Annotated in this window: 17 protein-coding genes; 9 read left to right on the top strand and 8 right to left on the bottom strand. The window is 48.3% G+C overall.

Annotation, left to right across the window (positions count from 1 at the left end; genetic code table 11):
- The first annotated feature begins 2 nt into the window (after positions 1 to 2).
- The 5 genes from ACN5NT_RS12900 (at position 3) to ACN5NT_RS12880 (ending at position 5,340) form a co-directional block, all read left to right on the top strand.
- Entirely contained in the window at positions 3 to 623 is a 621-nt protein-coding gene (locus ACN5NT_RS12900) for a TorD/DmsD family molecular chaperone (protein WP_136795591.1), read from the top strand.
- A gap of 70 nt (positions 624 to 693) precedes the next feature.
- On the top strand, positions 694 to 885 hold the full coding sequence (locus ACN5NT_RS12895; protein WP_136795590.1) for a twin-arginine translocation signal domain-containing protein: 192 nt from the start codon (positions 694 to 696) through the stop codon (positions 883 to 885).
- 88 nt (positions 886 to 973) lie between these two features.
- A complete protein-coding gene (locus ACN5NT_RS12890) occupies positions 974 to 3,769 on the top strand; it encodes a formate dehydrogenase subunit alpha (RefSeq protein WP_419175804.1) in 2,796 nt (931 codons plus the stop codon).
- Positions 3,770 to 3,784: 15 nt separating this feature from the next.
- The gene (fdh3B, locus tag ACN5NT_RS12885) at positions 3,785 to 4,372 is read left to right on the top strand and encodes a formate dehydrogenase FDH3 subunit beta (protein WP_419175672.1); all 588 of its coding nucleotides are present in this window, start codon (positions 3,785 to 3,787) and stop codon (positions 4,370 to 4,372) included.
- 92 nt (positions 4,373 to 4,464) lie between these two features.
- Positions 4,465 to 5,340 (top strand): formate dehydrogenase subunit gamma, encoded by an 876-nt coding sequence (locus ACN5NT_RS12880; protein WP_136795587.1) that lies wholly within the window; start codon positions 4,465 to 4,467, stop codon positions 5,338 to 5,340.
- Between the two features lie 138 nt (positions 5,341 to 5,478).
- Here ACN5NT_RS12880 and ACN5NT_RS12875 read toward each other — a convergent pair whose 3' ends face one another.
- The gene (locus ACN5NT_RS12875) at positions 5,479 to 6,087 is read right to left on the bottom strand and encodes a redoxin domain-containing protein (protein WP_419175671.1); all 609 of its coding nucleotides are present in this window, start codon (positions 6,085 to 6,087) and stop codon (positions 5,479 to 5,481) included.
- 12 nt (positions 6,088 to 6,099) lie between these two features.
- Positions 6,100 to 6,672: a TlpA family protein disulfide reductase gene (locus tag ACN5NT_RS12870; RefSeq protein WP_419175670.1), complete on the bottom strand. Its 573-nt coding sequence runs from the start codon at positions 6,670 to 6,672 to the stop codon at positions 6,100 to 6,102.
- Positions 6,673 to 7,048: 376 nt separating this feature from the next.
- Between ACN5NT_RS12870 and mobB the strand changes: the two genes are divergently transcribed.
- Complete coding sequence (gene mobB, locus ACN5NT_RS12865) at positions 7,049 to 7,705, top strand: molybdopterin-guanine dinucleotide biosynthesis protein B (protein WP_136795584.1); 657 nt, start codon at positions 7,049 to 7,051, stop codon at positions 7,703 to 7,705.
- Positions 7,706 to 7,965: 260 nt separating this feature from the next.
- Here the strand turns inward: mobB and ACN5NT_RS12860 are convergent, their stop codons facing one another.
- Both ACN5NT_RS12860 and serS read right to left on the bottom strand, forming a co-directional pair.
- The gene (locus tag ACN5NT_RS12860; RefSeq protein ID WP_419175669.1) at positions 7,966 to 10,335 is read right to left on the bottom strand and encodes a mechanosensitive ion channel domain-containing protein; all 2,370 of its coding nucleotides are present in this window, start codon (positions 10,333 to 10,335) and stop codon (positions 7,966 to 7,968) included.
- A gap of 186 nt (positions 10,336 to 10,521) precedes the next feature.
- Positions 10,522 to 11,799 (bottom strand): serine--tRNA ligase, encoded by a 1,278-nt coding sequence (gene serS, locus ACN5NT_RS12855; RefSeq protein WP_419175668.1) that lies wholly within the window; start codon positions 11,797 to 11,799, stop codon positions 10,522 to 10,524.
- 233 nt (positions 11,800 to 12,032) lie between these two features.
- On the opposite strand from serS, the gene tatC reads away from it, so the two are divergent.
- Positions 12,033 to 12,728, top strand: a complete 696-nt coding sequence (gene tatC, locus ACN5NT_RS12850) for a twin-arginine translocase subunit TatC (RefSeq protein WP_419175667.1) — start codon at positions 12,033 to 12,035, stop codon at positions 12,726 to 12,728.
- Between the two features lie 10 nt (positions 12,729 to 12,738).
- Here the strand turns inward: tatC and ACN5NT_RS12845 are convergent, their stop codons facing one another.
- Complete coding sequence (locus ACN5NT_RS12845; protein ID WP_419175666.1) at positions 12,739 to 13,170, bottom strand: DUF523 domain-containing protein; 432 nt, start codon at positions 13,168 to 13,170, stop codon at positions 12,739 to 12,741.
- 213 nt (positions 13,171 to 13,383) lie between these two features.
- Here ACN5NT_RS12845 and ACN5NT_RS12840 point away from each other — a divergent pair, with 213 nt between their 5' ends.
- Positions 13,384 to 13,722, top strand: coding sequence for an FtsB family cell division protein (locus ACN5NT_RS12840; RefSeq protein WP_136795579.1), 339 nt, complete (start codon positions 13,384 to 13,386; stop codon positions 13,720 to 13,722).
- Positions 13,723 to 13,757: 35 nt separating this feature from the next.
- Here ACN5NT_RS12840 and ACN5NT_RS12835 read toward each other — a convergent pair whose 3' ends face one another.
- Both ACN5NT_RS12835 and ACN5NT_RS12830 read right to left on the bottom strand, forming a co-directional pair.
- On the bottom strand, positions 13,758 to 13,964 hold the full coding sequence (locus ACN5NT_RS12835) for an FmdB family zinc ribbon protein (RefSeq protein WP_167495636.1): 207 nt from the start codon (positions 13,962 to 13,964) through the stop codon (positions 13,758 to 13,760).
- A 437-nt stretch (positions 13,965 to 14,401) separates the two neighbouring features.
- Positions 14,402 to 14,773 carry a helix-turn-helix domain-containing protein gene (locus ACN5NT_RS12830; protein WP_136795577.1) on the bottom strand — a complete coding sequence of 124 codons (372 nt, stop codon included), beginning with the start codon at positions 14,771 to 14,773 and terminating at the stop codon, positions 14,402 to 14,404.
- 300 nt (positions 14,774 to 15,073) lie between these two features.
- Here ACN5NT_RS12830 and ACN5NT_RS12825 point away from each other — a divergent pair, with 300 nt between their 5' ends.
- Entirely contained in the window at positions 15,074 to 15,910 is an 837-nt protein-coding gene (locus ACN5NT_RS12825) for a uracil-DNA glycosylase (protein ID WP_419175665.1), read from the top strand.
- A 50-nt stretch (positions 15,911 to 15,960) separates the two neighbouring features.
- Here ACN5NT_RS12825 and ACN5NT_RS12820 read toward each other — a convergent pair whose 3' ends face one another.
- Positions 15,961 to 16,269, bottom strand: coding sequence for a PqqD family protein (locus ACN5NT_RS12820; protein ID WP_167495635.1), 309 nt, complete (start codon positions 16,267 to 16,269; stop codon positions 15,961 to 15,963).
- Positions 16,270 to 16,276: the final 7 nt, after the last annotated feature.

Below are 16,276 nucleotides of genomic sequence, written 5' to 3'. Positions count from 1 at the left end.
GTATGGAAACCAATAACAGGGAAATCTTTCGGGTGAGGCTGCTCTTTGTGGATCTCCTGAAATCTTTTTATCAGTCTGAACCTGACTCTGAATGCATGAGCCGTTGGCGTGGAACGTTCTCAGCTCTTGCCAGGGAGCAGGTGAGCCCACTGTTTGACAACGCTGTACGCGAACTCAACGAGCGCGTCAACGGGATGAGTCTCACAGACATTCAGAATGAATATTATGAGTTATTTACCAACCCTTTTTCAAAGTCCCAGGTAAACACTCTCGCATCCTATTATCTCGATGGCCGGAGTTTCGGTGAAAGCCTGGTGGAGCTCAGAGAGCTTTTGGCCGAGGCCAAGCTCCAACGTGAAGAAGGTGTGGTAGACAGTGAAGATTCTCTGCCGATGTTGCTCGACATCTTCGCCCGACTCATCGAGGAAGAAAAAAACAGTGACAGCGATTCTATCCGCCAGCTGCAGGGACGGCTGCTGACCAATTACCTTGTGCCTTTCAGCAAAGAGTTTAGTGAAGCGGTCAACGGTGTTGAAGCAGCTCAGTTCTATAGATCGTGTTGCCGCCTGTTATGCGGCTACCTCGATCTTGAGAAAAGCCTGGTAGATGTTTCGCAGGCATAAAACACGCTTCTGCCGGTAATTGGCGGAGGCAAGGTACCTTTAACATCCCGAACTCAAAGGAGGGAAAATTATGAAACAGGAACAGGACAAGCGGCGTTCATTCCTCAAACACATCCTGGCGGGCGGCGCTGTGGTTGTGGGAGCAGCGGCCGCGATCAAGCCAGCCAAAGCCAAACAGGTTGAAGCCCGGGTTGATTCCAAAGAAGTGCTGTACACCAAAAGTGCAGACTTCGACAAGTATTACAAAACGTTGCGCTCATAATAGCCAGGGAGTTTTAGCAGTTCGGCAGACGAAAGTGAACTGCTTGAAACGAAGTTAGGACATTTAAGGAGAACAAAAAATGGCCAGAATGAAACTGAGGAAGTCCTCAGGCGACAGTGTGGTCAGCACTGGTCGCAGGGTGACTTTGAACCCGAAAGTTGCGAGGCGATCTTTTCTGAAGATCTCTGCTGCAACTGCGGCTCTGACCGGCGTGTCAATGACCAGCAAGATGACCCGTAAGGCGCATGCTGCAGGCAAGACCGCCCAGTACGAAGGTTCCAAGAAGGTACAGACTATTTGTACCTACTGTTCTGTTGGTTGTGGTATTGAAGCTGAGGTACAAAACGGTGTTTGGGTACGCCAGGATATCGCTGCTGATCATCCTGTCTCCCGTGGTGCACACTGTTGTAAGGGTGCCGGTGCCATTGATATGGTTACCAGCCCGAAACGTCTCAAGAGCCCAATGAAAAAAGTGGGCGGCAAGTGGACCACCATCAGTTGGGATCAGGCGATGAATGAGATCGGCGATAAGCTGCTCAAAATTCGTGAGAATGATGGTCCCGATGCACTGCACTTCAACGGTAGTGCCAAGGTCTCTACCGAGATGGCATACCAGCACCGTAAATTCGCAGCCTTCTGGGGGACGAATAACGTCGACCACCAGGCCCGAATCTGACACTCCGCAACGGTGGCAGGTGTCGCCAATACATGGGGTTACGGAGCAATGACCAACAGCCTGAACGATATGAGACACGCGAAGAGTTTCATATTCATCGGCTCAAATCCACCGGAGGCGCATCCGGTATCCATGCAGCACATTCTGCATGCGAAAGAGAAGAACAATGCGCCGATCATCGTGGTTGACCCGCGCAGATCGAAACTTGCCGCAAAGGCATCAGACTTTTGCCAGATCCGTCCTGGTACCGATGCAGCCTTCATGCTCGGTCTCATTAACGTGATCGTGGCCAATGGCTGGGAAGACAAAGAGTTTATCCGTACCCGCGTTGCCGGTTACGAGGAAATGCTCGAAGTCGTCAAGAACTATACTCCAGAGATTGTTTCGGATGTAACAGGTATCCCTGTTGATCAGATTCATCACGTAGCACGAACCCTCGCCGAGAATCGTCCGACATCACTTACCTGGTGTATGGGTGGTACTCAGCACTCCATCGGTTCTTCCATCACCCGTACCTTCTGTCTGCTGCAGCTCGTACTCGGCAACATGGGTAAATCCGGTGGTGGTACCAACATCTTCCGTGGCCATGACAATGTTCAGGGTTCCACAGATATGTGTATCCTTTCCCACTCTCTGCCTGGCTACTACGGCCTCTCCGAGGGTGCCTGGAAACACTGGTGCCGTGTATGGGGTGTTGAGTTTGACTGGATGGTATCCCGCTTTAAGGATAAAGAGTGGATGCACAAGCCGGGCTTTACCCTGTCTCGCTGGTACTCTGGTGTTGAAGGCGTGGAAGATGTGGATCAGATCCATCAGTACACACCTATCAAGGCAATGATCCAGTGGGGTTGTGGTGCAAATTCCAACTCCCAGTATCACAAGGTCGTTGATGCATACAATAAACTCGATCTGCTGGTGATTGTTGATCCATTCCCAACCATGGCAGCCGCTGCCTGTGATTCTGACAATATCTATCTGTTGCCGTCTGCCTCGCAGTACGAGACCTCCGGTAGTGTCACCTCAACTTCCCGTCAGATCCAGTGGCGCTACAAGGTTGTTGATCCGGTATATGACTCAAAAGATGATTACCAGATCATGGAGCTCTTCGTTAACAAGCTCGGTTTTGCCAATGAGTTTTACGCGAATATCAAGCAGTCTCCTGAAGATATCACCCGTGAGCTTGGTGGTGGTTGTCTGACCATTGGTTACAACGGCCAGACCCCTGAGCGTATCAAGAAGCATATGGCCAACTGGCATACCTTCGACATTGATACCCTGCAGGCAAATGGTGGACCGTGTGATGGTGAGTACTACGGTATGCCTTGGCCATGTTGGACCGACGAGCATCCAGGTACCCCGATTCTCTATGATGTCTCCAAACCTGTCGCCAAAGGTGGTCTGCCATTCAGAAACCGCTTTGGTGTCGAGAAGACCTACGATGCATCGGGTCGTACCGAGAACCAGCTGGCTGCAGAAGGCGTATACAATCCAGGTTCAGAGGTTAAGGGTGGTTACCCAGAGTTCAAGGACGTTGTTCCCGGAACCAACTGGAAGACAGATCTTTCCCAGAAAACCCTGAAAGTTGCTATCGCTAAAGGTATGGCACCGTTCGGTAACGCCCGTGCCCGTTGTGTGGTATGGAACTTCCCTGATCAGGTGCCGATTCATCGTGAGCCGCTGCATACTCCACGTCCGGATCTGATTGAGAAATTCCCGACATACGAGGACAAGAAAGCTCATTACCGTATCGATACCCGTTTCAAGAGCGAACAGAATCCTGAGCTTGTTAAGGAATTCCCGTACGTTATTACAACCGGTCGTATGGTCGAGCATATGGGTGCAGGCGCTGAGACCAGAAGCAACCAGTATCTTGCTGAGCTTCAGCCTGATATGTACGCAGAGATCAATCCGCGTCTGGCCAATAACCTCGGTTTCCGGGATGGTGAAATGGTCTGGATCGAGTCTCCGGAAGGCGGCAAGATCAAGGTCAAAGCGTTCCTCACCGAGAGGGTTGATGATAAAACCATCTTCCTGCCGTACCATTTTGCCGGTGTGCTGATGGGCGAATCTCTGGTTGATAAGTATCCAGAAGGGCACGCACCGTTTGTTGTTGGTGAGCCTGGTAACGTGGTAACTAACTACGGATACGACATTGTCACACAGATTCAGGCCACTAAAGATGGACTGTGTAAAGTCACTAAGGCCTGATGAGGAGGAAATGACATGGCTAGAGTAAAATTCTTATGTGATACAGAGCGTTGTATCGATTGTAGTGGCTGCGTTGTCGCCTGTAAGGAAGGAAATCATATTCCTGTCGGTGTAAACCGTCGTCGGGTGATTACCCTTGATCAGGGTAAGCCTGGCGAGAAGTCCATTTCAGTTTCCTGCATGCACTGTGCAGATTCACCATGCAAGGCAGTTTGCCCGGTAAATGCAATTTACCAGCGTGAGGATGGAATTGTTCTGGTGGACAAGAAGACCTGTATCGGTTGTGGTTACTGCTTCATGGCCTGCCCGTTCGGCGCCCCGCAGTTCCCTAAGGGACAGGTGTTCGGCGCGCGTGGTGCCATGGACAAGTGTACTTTCTGTGCCGGTGGCCCTGAAGAGACCTTCTCTGCTGAGGAGAAACATCTCTATGGCCAGAACCGTATCGCTGAGGGCAAAGTACCTCTGTGTGCAGGCATGTGTGCTACCAAGGCATTGCTCGCAGGTGACGCGGATGTTGTAGCCGACGTTTACAGAGAGCGTGTATTTCAGCGTGGTTCAGGCGTGAACGCCTGGGGCTGGAATAAAGCATACAAGGGCAAGTAATCCTGTTTGCGGATCGCTGGTCGTTAACGACTGACCATCTCCATTTTCTCGGGGATGGTCAGTTTATAATTTTGCTTAAACAGGAGCATACTATGCAGAAGTTGTGCGCATCTGTGTTTCTGCTTGGAATAATACTTGTGGCAGGCAGCTTGGGAACAGCTGTAGCTCAGGATCTGCAGGCCGCAGGGCTAGCAGGCGGTTCTTCAGCCGATTATTTCGCACAGTTGATCGCCAATATAACCGGCGGTAACTGGCAGGAATATGGTCAACTTTTCACGATGCTGCAGGGTGAGTGGTTCAGCAAGATTTTTCTTGTAGTCATCACAGCTGTACCTGCGGTATTTTTGTTGCATTACCTGATCATTGGTGCAAAGCACTTTGATCACCATGGTGAGCAGATCTATTTTTTCAGTCTGTTTGCCCGTATCGTTCACTTTGTTGCAGCGATTTCCTTTTCACTGCTGGTCATTACCGGCTTGATGATCATTTTCGGATCATTCTTTGGTGGTGGAGTCGTTATCCGGACTGCTCGTTATATTCACCTCATTTCCGCGATCGTTTTTGCGCTTCCGGGTCTGTTGATGTTTATCATGTGGTTCAAGGAAATGCTGCCGCAACTGCATGACATCAAATGGATGTTTATTCTCGGCGGCTACCTGAGCAAAGCGAAAAAGCCGGTTCCTGCTGCGAAGTTCAATGCAGGCCAGAAAATGTATTTCTGGTTCGCCACTTTAGGCGGCGGTATTATGGCATACACCGGTTATATTATCTGGGGTATGGGTGCCAGTGTAGATATGGTGCGTATTTTCGCTATGGTACATAACGTACTCGGTGTAGGCATCGTGGCTTTTTACCTTACCCATTGCTATATGTCTGTCTTCGCAATCGCTGGCTCTCTCGAGTCCATGAAGACCGGTTACAAGCCAAAGGACGAGGTCGATATTCTGCACAGTCTGTACAAGTATTAATATTTTGGGCTGCGTAGTCTTGTTGGGCTGAGCAAGTCCCAAGACAGGCAGGGAATATGAGAAAAGAGTGTGATCCTTCTTCATCGAGAAGGCACGCTCTTTTTTTTGTCTTGAAAAAAGCAGAATAGAGAGCGCCGCTTATCTGGTATTGAATTTTGAAAGCTCAGTGACGATCATTTCCAGAGGTGGGCGAACATTGATGTCAGAGACATGGATGGCGCTGATGATGCCGCTTTTGTCAATAAATACCAGGGCCCGTTCTGCTGTGCCGTCTGAACGCAGCAGGCCATATTTACCGGCAACTTCACCATGGGGCCAGAAATCAGACAGTACATCGAACCAGAGTTCACCCATCTGTCGGGTCCAGCTGTAGAGCGTGGGGATATTGTCGACGGTGATACCGAGCAGGATAGCGTCATACTGCTCGAAGAAAATCCGTGAAATGTTGTAGCCGGGCCATTGTCCCGAGCAGATCGGGGTCCACGCCGACGGCACAAATGAGAGGACAACGTTTCTCTGGTTCTTGAATTGGCTGAGGCGGACTTGTTTGCCATCAATGGCGGTGAGGGTGAAATCCGGAGCGGGTTCCCCAGGTGAGACTTTCAAGGTACTGTCGACAGGTTTCAGTACCCCGGGATCATAACCATAATCAGTGAAAGGCTTTGCCTGGATCAAGCTGGAAAACAGCACCAGCGAGATAATATTTATAATTACCTGCAGGAGTTTCGCGGGGCTCGGTAGAACCATGGCTCCTCCGGATCATCTGTAGCCACTTTTACGCAGTAGCTGGTTGAAAAACTCTTCGACAGTGTTGAATCCGCCTGACTGCCTCAGGATGATTGTACACTCTGAGTCATCTGTCTTTCTGCAGGCGATGAAACTTGGTGTTCCTTTCCCCCCAAGCGCATTATAGCTCTGCATATCCAGGTCTGGGAATACCGGGAACTGAATATCGTATGTGCTGCGATAATGACCTACCTCGAAATTGGTATTGTTGGTTCCGATACCTATCATCTTAACACTGAAATCATCAGATGAGAAATCCAGGATTGTTTGAAACAGCTCATTTATCAGGGGAGCTTCTTCTTGACAGAACGGACAGTACATGCTGAAAAACTGTATAAGCAGTACATCCGCCTCAATATTTTTCAGATCAAAAGATTCACCGGGTTGACCGTTTAGGCCAAGGTAGCTTCTGTAATCCGCATCTTCAGGTATGGCAAGCGTAACCGGCGGCAGTTGCTCGCCACTAACGGATTCAGCGGCAACTCCCGAACAAACAGGCAGGATGGTAAGGGTAAATAGTAGAACAAAAGCAACGTATCGTATCATTGAGCCCCCTCCAGAACGACAGCGGGATAGGTGAAAAGGGTCTATGTCCTCAAAGTGCAATATCTGGCTATCGTGATTAAGAGCGAAAACATAGATGGTTAATAAAATTGAGGCGTGCTTTCACGATGTATTGCAGCTTAATGCATGGGCAGGCTCACCGCAAAACTTTTCTGAACGTTCTGTTATTGTCTTATTATGATATCCGCATCGGTTATAGTTTAAAAGGATACTCCGTTGCTGTTGGCAGGAGTCATTTATTGAGTATACGTATCAGAAAGCGAAAAAGTTGTGTAATATGCGTCGTGCTTCTTGTACTGCTCGAGTACCACAATTTACTAAAATTTAAGATAAAAACGTTAGTTTCAGGGATCAGGATATGTCGGCGATAGTAACATTCATAGGGTGGCACGATAGCGATAAAAGTGTGCTGGTTAGTAAGGTCGTACGTCATCTCCGGGAAATGGGTTACAGGGTCGCGGTAATAAAGTCGAGTTGTGAGCCTGGGGTTCAGTTTGATTGTGAAGGCACGGATACCTCGATCTATAAAGAAGCCGGAGCAGACAGTGTAATGTTTGTCGGACCCGACCAGATGGTGCTGCAGACTGTCAATCGGGACCTGTCATTACGCACCCTGGCACATCGTTATTTTCCGGATGCTGATATTGTTATTGGCGAGGGCTTCAAGGCGGCCAGAAAAATTCCTAAGATAGAGGTGGCCAGGAATCCGGAGCAGATGTTGCGTAATGAAGTTCATGGGGTAATTGCCGTGGCTACTGATATTGCGGATATTGGCGGCGACTATATTTTTCGATTGAATGAAAGCCTCGAGATTGCGCAGTTTATAGAGAAACGGTTGCTGTCGGGGCAGGGAAGGGTACTGGATAAAACCGCGCTTCTGGTAAATGGCAACAAAGTGCCGATAAAGGGGTTTGTCCAGGAGGCGCTGGCCGCCACAGTTCACGGCTTTGTCACTTCACTGAAACTCGTGGATAAAATTAACGAGATAGAGATCCGTATCAAGTTTGACAAATAATCTGTTTAGTACTGTCCGATTACCACTAAAACACAGCTTCTTGAAGTGAGGCGTGAAGGGGGATGAGTTAGGAGTAACAGCTTAAAGATCAAGAAGTTTCCCCTGACAAAGGCATATGTTTTTTTCCTGGAAGTGATCAATTGCCCATCTGCCACGCCTCCGCCTCCTCACCTGTTCAGGTAGAAGATGGGGGGAAGCAGATGATAAAGTGGTTGCAGTGACAAGCCATTGCAATCTGGCCTGAAGGTGCTTGAGCTGAATTATCGATCGAAAGCAGGTGATTCTGTCTTGGGGGCGCCTGCCACCTTGCTTTCCTCATCCATGATTTGTCTGGTGGCGGCACCGGCAGCTTTGGCGAGTTGTTCGCTATCATCCTCTTCACCGCTTGATTGCGGAATATCCACAATGACTTTTTTATGGGCGTAATGGATACCTTTTGCGCGTAACGCTTCGGTAATCCGTTTATACGCTTCCCGGCGGATGATAAAGTGAGCACCGGGTTTAGCGGTGAATTTCACTCTGATAGTCATTACGGAGTTGCTGATTTCACGCACGCCCTGGGATTTCACAGGACGAATGAAATCTTCGGCAAACTCCTCTTCCTGGAGCATAGCCTGACCCACTTTCTTTATAACTTTTCGGATCTGGTCGATATCGGCATCATAGGGGAAATCAAGGTTAAATTTAACGACAATCCCGCCGCGCATGTAGTTGGTTATTGCCCCGAGTTCACTGTGGGGGACAATCTGCAACATGCCGCGATGGTGTCTCAACATCACGTTGCGCAGGCTGATATTTTCAACAGTACCTGAAATACCACCAGCTTCCACATATTCTCCAACCCGAAAGGCGTCGTCCAATAGATAGAAAAAGCCTGAGAACATATCGGCAACGAGTTTTTGTGCACCAAAGCCGACGGCCAGACCGACAACACCGGCACCAGCCAGTAACGGGCCAATGTCCACACCTGTGGATGAAAGGATTGTCATGGTCACCATCACCATAAGTACTGTACCGAGAAACCTGCGAATCATCGGCAACAGGGTATATGAGCGGCCGCGGGCAGAAGCTGAGCCCCACTCATCCTGCTCTTCCTCGTTTTTTTCGTCCTCCTCCGGGATCGACTCCTGGATTTTTCGTTCAATCCAGTTGCTGATAAATTTCCAGAACATCAGGGCCAGAGTCATCACGATCAGTGCATCGAATACCACTGAGGAGAGGTTGGAAAAAATGGGTATTTTAATATTCCAGAGGGTGGCGACCCAGATTGCCAGCGTACCAACAAGACCGACCCTGGAAATCGCCAGTGCTCTCAGGTAGGATTTTTTGCCCTTTTCACGTTTTTCCAGTTCCTCGTCATCCACATCCTCTTCCTGGTCGTAATGTTCCTGGTGGATTTTTAGTGTATCGACCGCGTAGAGGACGATCCACTGCAGGAGCTTGTCACTCAACATCCAGATTGGGACAACAAAAAAACTGAGAATGAACGCGCCCTTACTGCGGTGAGTGGGATCTATCAAATCGTTGAAAAGCAGCAACCAGAGGACAAATAAATATGCCAGAGCCAGCAGGTGCCACATTGAGGCAAACTGCTGGCGTCCCCAGCTGATTGAATCACCACTCGCCGTTGAGCCTGCAATGATCTGCTCTCTAACCCTGTTCTTAAAGATCAGGACCGCAACCGCAGCGGCGATCAACAATATTGAGGCAAGGACCAGCATGATCAATGCAATGGTGGTGCTATGCGCTCCCAGTCGCTTGAGCGTGACAGCAAGCATCACCCCCAGGGTAAGATAGGCTGCAGCCCCGCTGAAAAGCCGGTGCATCGAACCTGCTATTTTACAATCTAAAGGTACAATACGCAGATGTTCAGATGAAGGGGAGAATATGAGTCTCGAAACAATGGCAACCAAACGGATCATGATGATTGACAGTAGAACTGCCAGAAATAAGAGCTGGACAAGAGGAGAATCAGTCCAGATAAAGGCAAGATAGGAAAAATACGCGGCAACGGAGAAGATAAATAGTGAGAGCAGCGTCGGAACTTCGTTGATAATCGCGGAAACAATTTTTTCAGAGGCACTCTGGTTCTCTTGAAATTCAGCCCTTTTGTTGAAGAGTTTCCATAAAACTATGCGATTGAAGACGAGTTCTGTAAGCAGGCCGATACCTATGAAAAAAAGTACCCACAGAAAGTTTTTGAGGGCACCAGTGTGGGTGCCGTATGGACAAAGTTTGATAAAGGCTTTTTTCAGGTCAGGGATTACCTGGGGAATATGGCTGAAAAGTTGACGTACGTGTTGCTCAGATGTGTCGGATTGGGAACTTAAGCTATACAGAATTTTGCCCAGGAATATGTCAGGTCCGGTTGTGTCGGCAGAGCTTTCCAGGGCAGTACTGTCTTTTTTTAGTTCATCAATGAGCAGACGGCGAACCTGTTCATCGCTGAGTCCGGATAGTAAGGTATGAATATCTGCTTCCGATGAAGGTGCATTTTGCGGAGTTTCCTGGGCGATACTATACCAGGCATCTGACAAGAGCGGCTGGAAGAGGATAATGGCGAAGATAACGAAAGTTGCAACGATGAGCTGATGTGCAGGCAGAGCACACCTCGAAAACGATAATTGCATGATCCCTCCAGGAGACAGGTGTTAATGTCTGAATTCCGTTACTGCTGGTATAAATTATATGGCAAGAAAACAATAAATCCTAATTAGAGAGACAGATTATCACAGTGGGGGAGAGTTTCCCTGGCAGGCATGGACTGCCAGCCAGGGAATGCGAAATTCAAAGAGGTCGACCGTGCCCGGTCAGCTCTAAAATCGTTTTTCGAAGTATGGTTTCAGCACTTCAGGGATGGCGACAGAGCCGTCTTCCTGCTGGTATGTCTCTAGAATCGCCAGTAGTGTTCTACCCACTGCCAGGCCGGAACCGTTTAAGGTGTGAACGAGTTTGGACTTCTTCTGCCCCTCGGGACGATACCGGATAGAACCGCGTCGGGCCTGGAAGTCGAGGGTGTTGGAGCAGGAGGATATCTCGCGATATGCCTGCTGCCCAGGCAACCATACTTCAATGTCATAGGTCTTGGTGGCCGAGAAGCCGAGATCGCCGGAACACAGGGTGACCACACGGTAATGAAGACCGAGCATCTGTAGCACTGTTTCAGCTTCCCTGGTCAGATCTTCCAGAGCATCCATTGAAGTCTCAGGGGTGGTTATTTTAACAAGCTCAACCTTCTCAAACTGATGCTGACGTATCAGGCCGCGGGTATCGCGACCGTGGGAGCCAGCCTCAGAACGAAAACACGGTGTGTAGGCGGTATAGTTGAGCGGAAGGTCCTTTTCGTCGATGGTCTCATCGCGGTGGATGTTGGTTATGGGTACTTCCGCGGTTGGTATCAGGTAGAGATCCCAGTCAGCGATCTTGAAGAGATCTTCCTCAAACTTCGGCAATTGACCAGTGGCGGTCATGGTCGGAGTGTTGACCAGAAACGGGGGCATAAACTCAGTGTAACCATGCTTCTGGGTATGCAGATCGAGCATGAAATTCACCAGAGCTCTGGAGAGTCTGGAGGCAAAACCGCTCAGCAGCGCAAAGCGGGATCCTGAGAGTTTGGCCGCGCGCTCAAAGTCGAGAACGTTGAGATTCTCCCCGACTTCCCAGTGTGGTTTGGGCTCAAAGGAATACTCCCTTTTGGCTCCCCAGGTGCGAACTTCAATGTTATCGCTTTCATCGTTGCCGACGGGAACAGAGTCATGACAGAGGTTGGGAATCGCCATGACGATGGTTTGCAGTTTTTCCTGAATTTCCGTCAACTCAGTATCGAGTTCCTTGATCTTCTGACCGATGTCCCGCATCTCGATGATCATTGGCTCAGCCTGGGACTTTTCTTCGTCCGAGCCCTGCTTCAGGCGTGCTATCTCTTTGGAAGCGACGTTTCTCTTATTTTTTAAGCTTTCAACCTCGCCCAGAATCTGCAGTCTGCGCTGGTCAATTTCCATAAAGGTATCAAGCGGAGTCGTGTCCGCACCGCGAAGGGCGGTTTTTTCCTTTACAAGCTCTATGTTTTCTCGAATAAATCGTAGTTCAAGCATGATGTTTTCGTGGAGCTGAAGTTGAAATTTTACAATATGTGTACAGGATATACATAACCTATGGTAAGTACATCCATGTTTATCATGGCTGGTATCTGAAAGCAACCTCAATCAAATTGCATTTCACTCCTGCTTCTGATATTTTGAGAGGTTGTAATTCCGGGAGGAACTGAGGCTTTCATTCAGTTACGTTCTCATTAAATTGTAATATCCACAGAGTAGTATTTCAGCAGATGGTCGATCAAAATAAGCTCGCTATATTCATTTTAGCATTACAAAAATCAGTTCATCGCCTCGGAATATCACTGTTTCTTTTGACACTTGTGATCTTTTTCCTCTCCCCCGAACTGTTGAAAGCGGTTCAGGAGCATCTTTCCGAGAAATTATATTTCTTTTCAGTGGCAGGTCCTTTTCTCTCCCATGTGAAATTGTCACTTTTTGGGGCTGTTTTTCTGCTCATGCCCTGGTTTCTGACAGTTCTCTGGAGTGCCATGGGGAAGCCGTTTAAAATGGGCAAAGGGCAGATCTTTTTCTTTGTCTTTTTTACCTGCATACTATTTTATATAGGCACAATTTTCTGTTATTTCGTAACATTACCTCTTGGCATAAAATTCCTGCTCGGGTTCGGTTCGGCAGAATTGCAACCGGTCATTTCAATAAGTCGTTTCGTTACATTCGTTACAGTTTTCGTTCTTGCCTTCGGGCTGGCGTTTGAATTGCCCATTTTCATGGTTTTCATGGGCAGGGTTGGTATCTGTACCAGGAAATTTTTTGAGAGAAACAGGCGGTTTGCCGTGTTGGGAATTGCAATTATTGCCGCACTTATTACCCCGACCCCAGATGTTATTAATATGGGTCTGATGGGGGGACCGCTCTATTTCCTGTATGAGGCCGGCATTATAATTTTGAGGGTTATGCGGATTCAGTAGCCGACTGCGGTTAGCCGAATTCAATTAACTGAAAATTGTGGAGTTGCAGTAACGCCGCTGTAACTCCTGTGTTGTCATGCACCGCGCACGACGGAGAGCGTGATTTCAATACGATTCCGTCAACTGCAAGACGTCTGGCCAGATCGAGTACCTGTTCTGCGCCCCGGATAAAATTTTCTGAGACGTTTTCACCCTCTTCAGTAGTCACCCGGGCATTTCCCTGAAGAACATCATGTCCATTTCCTTCGCATAACATCGCTTTGGGGCGAGGAGTCGCAAGTCCGCCAAGTTGTTCAGGGCAGACTGGTATCCAGTTTGTCCCCTCGAGAAATTCAATACATTTCTGGTCAGGGCTGATCACGCCGTCGTAGCGGGTGCAGAGGCCAATAAGGCAACTGCTGACAAGATAGGTGGTTTTCTTTTTAATATGAGAGTCTTGCATTATAGAACGTATCAGGGCATTCTGTTTGTGATTGTGATGAAGTTTCATTAATAAACGCTGAATATAACAGTCTTCACTACCTAAATCCAATACCTCAGTCAGGATGAGTCTTTAGGGAGCTCGGTTCGTCACTGTTCAAACATTGACTCTGGTGATATACACAGAATCTTTGATACACAGATAATCCACCGAGATTCCATAGTAAACGAATATATGAAACGAAACCCAGTTAACAGGAAGTCTCCGCCCTATTTACAGAACAGTCAATTGAAGAAAATGGCTGTGGTAATGACTCTTTTTGCCTTGTTGTGGATAGTGTTTGCCCCTCAATCAGGCGTTATGGCGCTGCTTAAGAAAAGAGCCGAAGTAAAGAATCTGGAGTCTGAAACCGAGGCCATTGCCAGGGAGAACAAGAGAATGGAAGCGGAGATCGGGCGGCTTGAAAATGACAGGGTATACCTGGAAGAGGTGGCACGACGCGATTACGACATGCTGAAACCAAATGAGCGGGTATATGATTTCTCAAAACCCGCCCAGGCAAAAAAGAGGTGAGACTCCCCACGGGAGCACAGTACAGAACATTAACCTCAGGTAAATCCTCCCCTTGCGGTGCATCCGGCGCCGGGCAGAGCGGTACCCTTGCTCTTTGAGTGAAAACTTCCAGCGGAAAGGTTCTTTCTGATATTGGCGCTGTTACAGCTTTTGCATGTCACGTCTTTGGCTGCATCGGCGTTGCGCACGATTACCTCAAATACGTTGTTGCAGTCGAGACATTCAAACTCATACATCGGCATTTGCTTCTCCTGTCTGTACGAAATTCCGGAAATAGTAACCATATTTCCTGTTAAAGTCAGTTAACCCGACGTTCATGTGCTTTCTGATTCAATAATCGAGATATCAAGGGAATAGCGATATAATCTGCCGCACATACCTGATCACTGAGCGTATGGGGGCAGTTGTCGTATCCTCGAATGGCTAAAATAAGATTTACAGTTACAGAGTGCATATTGTCGCCCTGAAAAGCACCACAAATTGAAACGTAAGTGTGATAGGTTTCAATAGGGTGCGAAAATTGTGCAAGTAATCACGAAATCTTTGGCTTAAGTATAGGTATTGCTTGAAAAGAGAGCAAGGACACCGGAAGGAATTGTTGGCGGAAGCAATGGAGATGAAGATTGGGTTTCTGTTTCAGGGCACTGAACAATGCCCTGAAACAGACAACGATGGGAAATTAATCAAGCAGTGAGGTGAAGATCTCACACTCTCTACAAACACTCAGCTTACTTTTATTGGTAGCGTCCTGGGTGCATTCGCAGAGGGTGCCGCAGAGGAACCAGCAAAGATGACCTGACTGATATTCATATGCCGGACACTGCTCCTTCACATCACACTGTTTTTTATCCCAGCACGGTGTAAGGTGGTTGTTGCGGCCTCGTTGATGGATAAGCAGGAAGTAAAGCTGGCGTTCGATATGGGTCGGAATGGTCCGCCAGCCCTGTTCATAGCTGTGTATCGTTTTTAGTGACATTCCCAACAATTCGGAGAGTTGCTTTTGGGTCTTGGCGAGTTTTTTGCGAGACTTCCTGAATTCCTGTTTGTCCATGTCATTGTCCTTGTATTGCTTGTGATGGGGTTTCTGCCCGGAGGAACCAAAACTGCAAACTTGAGGAGCAGGTCATAACAATTACAACCACAGCGTGTCACATCACGTTAGCATATGCTCATAAAAAATGCTTCTCTTTTTGTAGTACTTTTGTAAAAAAAGCATGGAATTGCTACTATGTAGTAGCAGTCATCTGTAGTACCTTGTAGTGAGTGGCGCCGGTAAACACAGTGTGGTAAAGTAACAGTCAATTTGTGGTAGTCAATGCACCTATCAATCTTCGTAAAATAAAAAAAATTTATGTCAGATCACTTTTCCATTGTTCGGGATATTCAGGCGACGCTTAAATACCATAGCCTGCTTGGTATTGATAATTATCCCGGCGGCGATGATATCCAGAAATTCCTGAATACCAGGGTTGTAGCTCCAGCTTTGGTAGAAAAGGCGCGACTTCAGCCTGTGGTTAGCAAGCAGGCTCGTCCAGGCGCAACAGAGACAGGAACTTCGTCGCCTGCGCCGTCACTTCGAGTTGACAGCAGGACAGCAGAGCAGAAGGGAGCATTGCTTGAAGAAATTGCAGTTGAGGTCAAAAACTGTAAGCGGTGCGGCTTGGCCCAAAAGAGGATTGTGGCGGTTCCCGGCAGCGGCAAGCCAAAGGTGCGTATTGCAATAGTAGGTGACTGGCTGGCTGTGGAGAATCCGGATAATCTGGTCAGTAATACGCTGTTTGGCATAGAGCAGGACAGGATGCTTGCTAAAATGATGGGCGCCATCACAATCAAGCCCGAGGACGTATTTATAACCAATGTGATTAAATGCGGCATTGCCAGGTCTGAGCAACCGAAGGCGGAGCATGCCCGTGCCTGCTTTGGTTATCTGCAGCGCCAGCTTATGGCGGTAGAACCGGAAGTGATTTTCTCCATGGGGGTTATAGCGACCAAAGCACTGCTCAACCGTTCTGAGTCTCTTTCCCGGTTACGTGGCAGATTGCACAGCTACCAGCTGGGCGAGGGTAAACGCATTCCCCTGATAGCAACCTATCATCCTACATATTTACTGCAGAATCCCGAGATGAAACGTGCCACCTGGGTTGATTTGCAAATGTTGGCGCGTCAATTAGGCATTAACCTTTCATGATTGGACTTCTGCTGACCGGGGTTGAGTATTGTTGTCCAAAAGCGCGGTTGTTAACGCAGTAGAATGAGGCCTCGTTTTCCCAGTTCCCGTAGAAAGGTCGTTACCGATAATTCCGCTTCCTGCATAGACATTGTAGAGGATTCTGCGAAGTCCCTGATAAGTTCCGCAACCGATTTCTCACCATCGATGGCTGCCCATACCTGGCTGCCAAGACCATCCAATTGTAGTTTTCTGGTTAATTTCTGTTGATTTGCTCCGTTGAAACGGTTGAAAATTGCTTGTAACAGTGGCTTGGCAACAAAGGGGTATTCGACCAGAATATCACCGTTTTCCTGTTTAACCCACTGGGCCTGGGGCATAATTACC

This window comes from Desulfosediminicola sp., from assembly GCF_048381775.1.
Classification (GTDB): Bacteria; Desulfobacterota; Desulfobulbia; order Desulfobulbales; family Desulfocapsaceae; genus Desulfopila; species Desulfopila ganghwensis.
Note: the sequence above shows the minus strand (reverse complement) of the source record. Positions and strands in the feature narration are given on the sequence as shown.